Here is a 6,281-nt window from a genome sequence, read left to right on the forward strand (position 1 = left end):
TATCGCAGGCTGGGATTAAGTAAATTGCACATAGATGCAAGCTATAAACCAAATAGGAAAAAGAGAGATTAACAGCAAGCTTATTGATGATATATTAAGCATTTGACAATATGCTTTTTGAATGATGATAAATAATTTTTGGAGGGATTTTTAAATGGATGGTTACAGAGTAGCAGCATTGATTCTAATAGTATCTTATATGATTCTTTGTTTAGGTGTTGGATTTGTAAAGAAAAGCGTTATAACAAACAGGCAGGATTATTTCCTTGCCGGAAAGAAAACCGCTTTGATAGTATTGTTCTTTACAACATTTGCAAGCTCAAGTGGTGCAGGAAACTTTATTGGACAGGCAGGAAGGGGATCCCTTATGGGTGTATCTGCATACTGGTGGTTCTTGGGAGAAGCTTTCCTTGCGTGGATTATTTTTGGAATGATAATAGCTCCATATCTGGCGAAATTCAAGTACATGACTATGCCTCAATACATAGCCGAGGAACTCTGTGGTGGAGATATGGTTGTAAGAAAGGTTGCAGGTTTTGCGGCACTTATGCCTAACATAGTATGGGCAGGAGGACAGATCATGGGTCTTTCATACGTGCTTGATCAGCTCTTTGGAATAGACTACAGAATAGCAGTCCTTGTTACTTCTGTTGTTTTCATATACTATACAGTACAGGGTGGACTGGAAGCGGTTATTTATACAGATACATATCAGGGAATCATTCAGATTGCACTGGCAGTGTTTGTAATATTCTTTGGACTGAAGACTTTCGGATTCAATCCTTCAATACTTAAAGAGAGAGTTGTTGACATGGATCCAACTCACTGGGATCTTGGGGCTCTTGGATTCAAGGCCACAATATCATCTTTCTTTGTTGCCTTCTTTGGAGGCCTGGCCAATCCAATATTATGGAACAGGGCTTTTGCGGCCAAGGATGTAAGGGCGGCAAAAGGTGCATTCAGACTGAGTATGATATCTACAATAGTGCTTGTTTTCTTCATAATTTCAATAGGGATGAGTGCGAGCACAATGAACCCCGGCGTTGGTGACCAGGCCCTTGTATGGCTTATAATAAACAAGATGCCTAAGTTCCTTACTGTTCTTTTAGGACTTGGAGTTGCTGGCGCAACAATGTCAACTGCGGATACCCACCTAAATGCAGGTGCTGCAAACATAGTGGTTGACATTATCGATCCTGAGGAAAAGCTTTCAGAAGAGCAGGCTATCAAATACAGTAGATATGCTACATTTTTTGCAGGGATAATAGCTGTTGGCGGCGCAATGACCTTCCCGACAATATACGACCTTGCAGCTGTAGGATATGCAATATGTGGTGGAGTTCTGATACCGCTGTTTGTAATGGGTTATATAATGAAGGACAAGACGGCAAAAACCTTCAAATCAAAGCTTTCTATCAAGGCTGCAAGATTTGGAATAATTGTTGGTGGAGTATCAGCATGTCTATTTGAACTTGTACCAGCCTTAAATGCAGTGGCAGCCGGTGGAATAATACCTGCCATAGTATTTACAATAGGTACCACCTTGCTGGTTAATCTAGCAGTAAAAGATGATGAAGACATCAGCAGCCAGGCTGCACGTTAATAAAGAATAAATTAATGAATGAAATCCCGGCCTGCCTGCTGGAATAAACAAACTTGAAAGAGGGAGATTAATGATATGAAGATTGGCAATATTTTCCCGGCTATAGATACAAATACTGGAGGAGAGCCTACGAGAACCATTCTGGGAGGCATACCACATATACCTGGAATAACAATGAGCGAAAAGATGCTTTACATGGAAAAGAATAAGGATTGGATCAGAAGGATGCTAATGCTGGAACCAAGGGGCAACGAGGTTATGTCCGGAGCCTATCTGACACCGCCCTGCAGCGAAGGTGCGGATATCGGTGTCATCTACATAGAGGTTGGTTGCTACCTTCCCATGTGCGGACATGATACTATTGGAGTGACTACGGCTCTCATAGAATCCGGGATTGTAGAAGCAAAGGAACCGTACACATACATAAACCTTGACACTCCTGTCGGTATAGTAAAGGTAAAGGCGGAAGTTGAAGACTACAAGGTGAAGGATGTATATTTTGAGAATGTTCCTTCCTTCGTATTTGCACAGGATGTTGAAGTAGATGTTCCGGAGCTGGGGAAGGTAACGCTGGATATCAGCTACGGTGGTAACTTCTTTGCCATAGTAGAAGCTGCTGATGTAGGTCTTAGGGTTAATCCTGAATCGGCCAAGGAAATAGTCAGGAAGGGAAATCTGATCAAGGATGCAGTAAATGAACAGGTCAAGGTTTATCATCCTGAAAATGAATTCATGAATGAAGTGACACATGTTGAATTTTCTGATGTTCCATCAGTTGAAGGAGCGGACAAGAGAAATGCAGTGGTCATAATACCGGGTTCCATAGACAGATCTCCATGCGGTACGGGAACTTCAGCCAAGCTTGCATCATTGTATGCAAAGGGAGAAATTGGAATAGATGAGATCTTTGTCCATGAAAGCATAATAAGTTCAACTTTCAAGTGCAGAATAAAGAAAACAACAAAGGTTGGAGAATTTGATGCAATAATTCCGGAAATAGGCGGCAATGCATTTGTTACCGGAATCAATACATACACAATAGACAGAGATGATCCTATCAAGTATGGATTTAGAATAGACTAACAATCAAGAAACATACTAAATACTTTAGGGTGTTAGGCTCTAAAGTATTTAGTAATTATAGAGGTGCAATTTGGAAGCGTTAATATTCAATATTCAGAGATTTTCAATACACGATGGACCGGGAATAAGAAACACAGTGTTTTTCAAAGGATGTCCATTATCCTGCAAATGGTGTCACAACCCAGAGAGCATAAACAGGGAGATAGACTATCTTTACAACAAGGGAAGCTGTATTGGATGCCGTGAGTGTGAAAGGGCCTGCCAATATGGAGCATTGACCTTTGGGGAAGAAGGATTGAAATGGGACAGGGACAAATGTGTATTTTGTGAGGAATGCATAATATCTTGTGTGAACTCGGCCATTCAGTTTGCGGGGAAATACTATGATGTTGAAGGACTTATCGGGGAAATCGAAAAGGAAAGAATAATCTTTGAAGAATCAGGCGGAGGAGTCACTTTGTCAGGAGGGGAGCCTTTAATTCAGATCGACTTCATTGAAAAGCTTGTAAAGGAACTGAAAGCCAGAAATATTCATGTGACGGTAGATACCTGCGGAGCTGTGCCTTTCAACCATTTTGAAAGGATTGCCGACTATGTAGACCTGTTTCTTTATGACTTCAAGATTTTCGATGAGTATACCCACAGGAAATATACAGGCATAGGCAATGAATTGATAATAGACAATCTGTTGAAGCTTGACAGGATTCATAAGAATATCCTTTGCAGGATACCTGTAATAAAAGGCAAAAGTGATAAGATAAATGCAGTTGACGAAAATATGACCAACACCTGTGAAGTATTGAAAAATACGGATATAAGAAAGGTTAATCTATTGCCTTATCACAGCACGGCAGTTCATAAATACTACAAGTTGAATATGGAATATTATGAGGATATGTCAAGACCATCTGATGAGGAAATGGAAAGATTCAGAAAAATGTTTGAATACTATGGATTTGAAGCCAAAATAGGCGGCTAATTGATTGAGGTGACAATATGAGAGGAAGTACAAAGAGAACCCAGGAACTGAGAAGAATAAGCACTACTACTGTACCAAGACTCAGTGTGGAAAGAAGCAGGATTGAAACGGAGGCATACAAGAAATATTTTGGAACAATGGAAGCTCCTGTATTAAGAGCTACATTCTTCAAGGAGCTAATGGAGAAAAGAAAGCTTTACCTTGGAGAAGGAGAGCTGATTGTTGGTGAAAAGGGAGAGTATCCATTGACTGCCCCCACATTCCCTGAGCTGTGCTGTCATACCAGGGAAGACCTTGATATCCTGAATGTTAGGGAATACATAGGATTTAAGGTTTCCGAAGAAGACAAGGAATTCCATGTAAATGAAGTAATGCCATACTGGAACAACAAGGCTACAAGACACAAGATTCTTGAGCAGAATTCCCAGGAGTGGAAGGATGCATATGGAGCGGGAATCTTTACGGAATTCATGGAGCAAAGGGCACAGGGGCACACTGTTGCGGACGACAAGATATACAAAAAAGGATTCAAGGATATAATTGCTGAAATCGACGAGGCTATATTAAGACTTGATTTTCTGAATGACAGGAAAGCCTATGACAAGAGGGCTCAGCTGGAAGGGATGAGAATCTCCTGTGAGGCAATCATCATCTATGGTAAAAGATACGCTGAATATGCCGAAGAACTGGCGCAAAGGGAAACCGACCCTCAAAAGAAAAAGGATTACGAGTTCATTGCTGCAAACTGCAGAGTTGTTCCGGAAAGCAAGCCCGAAACCTTTGCTCAGGCACTTCAGATGTACTGGTTTGTACATATAGGCGTAACAACTGAGCTAAATACTTGGGATGCATTTTCCCCAGGGAGACTTGACCAGTATATATATCCTTTCTACAAAAATGAAAAAGAAGCTGGAACCATTACAAGGGAAGAGGCTGTTGAATTGCTGGAATGCTTCTGGATAAAATTCAACAATCAACCTGCACCTCCAAAGGTGGGGGTTACTGTGAAGGAAAGCGGGACATATACGGATTTTGCCAACTTGAATACAGGTGGAATCAATCCTGAGACGGGAGAAGATGGAGTAAATGAGGTTTCATACATGATACTTGATGTCATGGACGAAATGAAGCTTTTGCAGCCCAGTTCAAATGTGCAGATAAGCTTGAAAACACCAGATAAATTCCTTAAAAGAGCATGCGAGGTTTCAAGAGAAGGATGGGGACAGCCTGCATTCTACAATACAGAGGAACTGATTGAGGAGCTCCTTCAGGCAGGCAAAGATATCAGAGATGCAAGATACGGTGGATCAAGCGGATGCGTAGAAACGGGAGCCCAAGGAAGAGAAGCCTACGCTCTGACCGGTTATCTCAATGTACCAAAGATCTTCGAGCTTGCCTTGAACAACGGATATGACAAGTTCACAGAAAAGCAAATTGGTCCTGAAACAGGTGCAATCGACAGCTTCAATACCTATGAAGATGTATACAAGGCATTTGAAAGACAATTGAAGCATTTCATCGATATAAAAATTGAAGGAAACAATATAATCGAAAAGATATTTGCCGAGCACATGCCTTCACCGTTCCTTTCCACGGTTGTTGACGACTGCATAAGCAAGGGGCGGGACTATAATGCAGGCGGAGCAAGATACAATACAAGATATATACAGATAGTGGGAATAGGGAATATAACAGACTGTCTGTCAGCCATCAAGTACAATGTCTTTGACAAGAAAAGATTCACCATGCATGAAATCAAGGAAGCCATAGACAACAATTTTGAAGGATATGAAAAAATAAGGAACATAGTTCTCAACCATACACCCAAGTATGGAAATGATGATGACTATGCTGACAACCTGATGATTGATGCATTCAATAGCGTCAATGATGCCATTACAGGCAGACCTACAATGTATGGAGGAACCTACAGGATAGACATGCTGCCAACTACCTGTCATGTGTATTTCGGATCCGTAACCGGAGCAACACCAAATGGAAGGTTGACAGGCAAGCCTCTACCTGATGGAATATCACCGGCCAAGGGTGCGGATGTAAACGGACCATCCTCTGTAATAAAGTCTGCTGCCAAGATGGACCATGTGAGAACGGGAGGTACCCTCCTCAACCAGAAGTTCACTCCGGACGTAATTGCAGGAGGAAACGGACTGAATAATTTTGCATCATATATAAGGGCATATTTCAGGATGGGAGGACACCATATCCAGTTCAATGTAGTCAACAGGGATACTTTAATCGATGCACAGCTCAATCCTGATGAGTATAAGGATCTCATTGTAAGGGTTGCAGGATACAGTGACCATTTCAATAACCTGGAGAAGGCATTGCAGGACGAGATAATTGACAGGACCGAGCAGGTTTTTAATTAACTTTGATACCGATATAATTACACTTTAAGTTGTGCTTCATATTTAAATTAGAGGAATATAGAGTATCCTTGACCTGTGGATGCTCTATATTTATGAAATAGAATTAGACAATAATAAAATTTAAGGAAGGAAAAATGAGAAGACTCATAAAAGACGAATCAAAATGCATAGGATGCGGAGCATGCGTAGAAAAATGCTCGTCGGCATACTTCAAGGAAAACAACGA

At 41.1% G+C, this 6,281-nt stretch carries 5 protein-coding genes; all 5 read left to right on the forward strand.

Going from position 1 to position 6,281, the window contains the following annotated elements:
• Positions 1-154 precede the first annotated feature (154 nt).
• Positions 155-1,603 (forward strand): sodium:solute symporter family protein, encoded by a 1,449-nt coding sequence (locus BUB05_RS09065; protein ID WP_073049279.1) that lies wholly within the window; start codon positions 155-157, stop codon positions 1,601-1,603.
• Between the two features lie 75 nt (positions 1,604-1,678).
• Complete coding sequence (locus tag BUB05_RS09070) at positions 1,679-2,686, forward strand: proline racemase family protein (protein WP_073049280.1); 1,008 nt, start codon at positions 1,679-1,681, stop codon at positions 2,684-2,686.
• Positions 2,687-2,756: 70 nt separating this feature from the next.
• Entirely contained in the window at positions 2,757-3,665 is a 909-nt protein-coding gene (locus BUB05_RS09075; protein ID WP_073049281.1) for a glycyl-radical enzyme activating protein, read from the forward strand.
• Positions 3,666-3,682: 17 nt separating this feature from the next.
• Positions 3,683-6,055, forward strand: a complete 2,373-nt coding sequence (hypD, locus tag BUB05_RS09080) for a trans-4-hydroxy-L-proline dehydratase (protein WP_073049282.1) — start codon at positions 3,683-3,685, stop codon at positions 6,053-6,055.
• Positions 6,056-6,189: 134 nt separating this feature from the next.
• Positions 6,190-6,281 (forward strand): 4Fe-4S binding protein (locus BUB05_RS18995; RefSeq protein ID WP_175548536.1); only part of this gene is annotated, 92 nt, incomplete at its 3' end.

The sequence above is a fragment of the Dethiosulfatibacter aminovorans DSM 17477 genome (assembly GCF_900142005.1).
GTDB classification, from domain to species: domain Bacteria; phylum Bacillota; class Clostridia; order Tissierellales; family Dethiosulfatibacteraceae; genus Dethiosulfatibacter; species Dethiosulfatibacter aminovorans.

What these genes read in the sequence shown, in the direction of transcription:
- BUB05_RS09065 (WP_073049279.1), top strand. Translation starts at nt 155, where the DNA reads ATGGATGGTTACAGAGTAGCAGCATTGATTCTAATAGTATCTTATATG.
- BUB05_RS09070 (WP_073049280.1), top strand. Translation starts at nt 1,679, where the DNA reads ATGAAGATTGGCAATATTTTCCCGGCTATAGATACAAATACTGGAGGA.
- hypD (WP_073049282.1), top strand. Translation starts at nt 3,683, where the DNA reads ATGAGAGGAAGTACAAAGAGAACCCAGGAACTGAGAAGAATAAGCACT.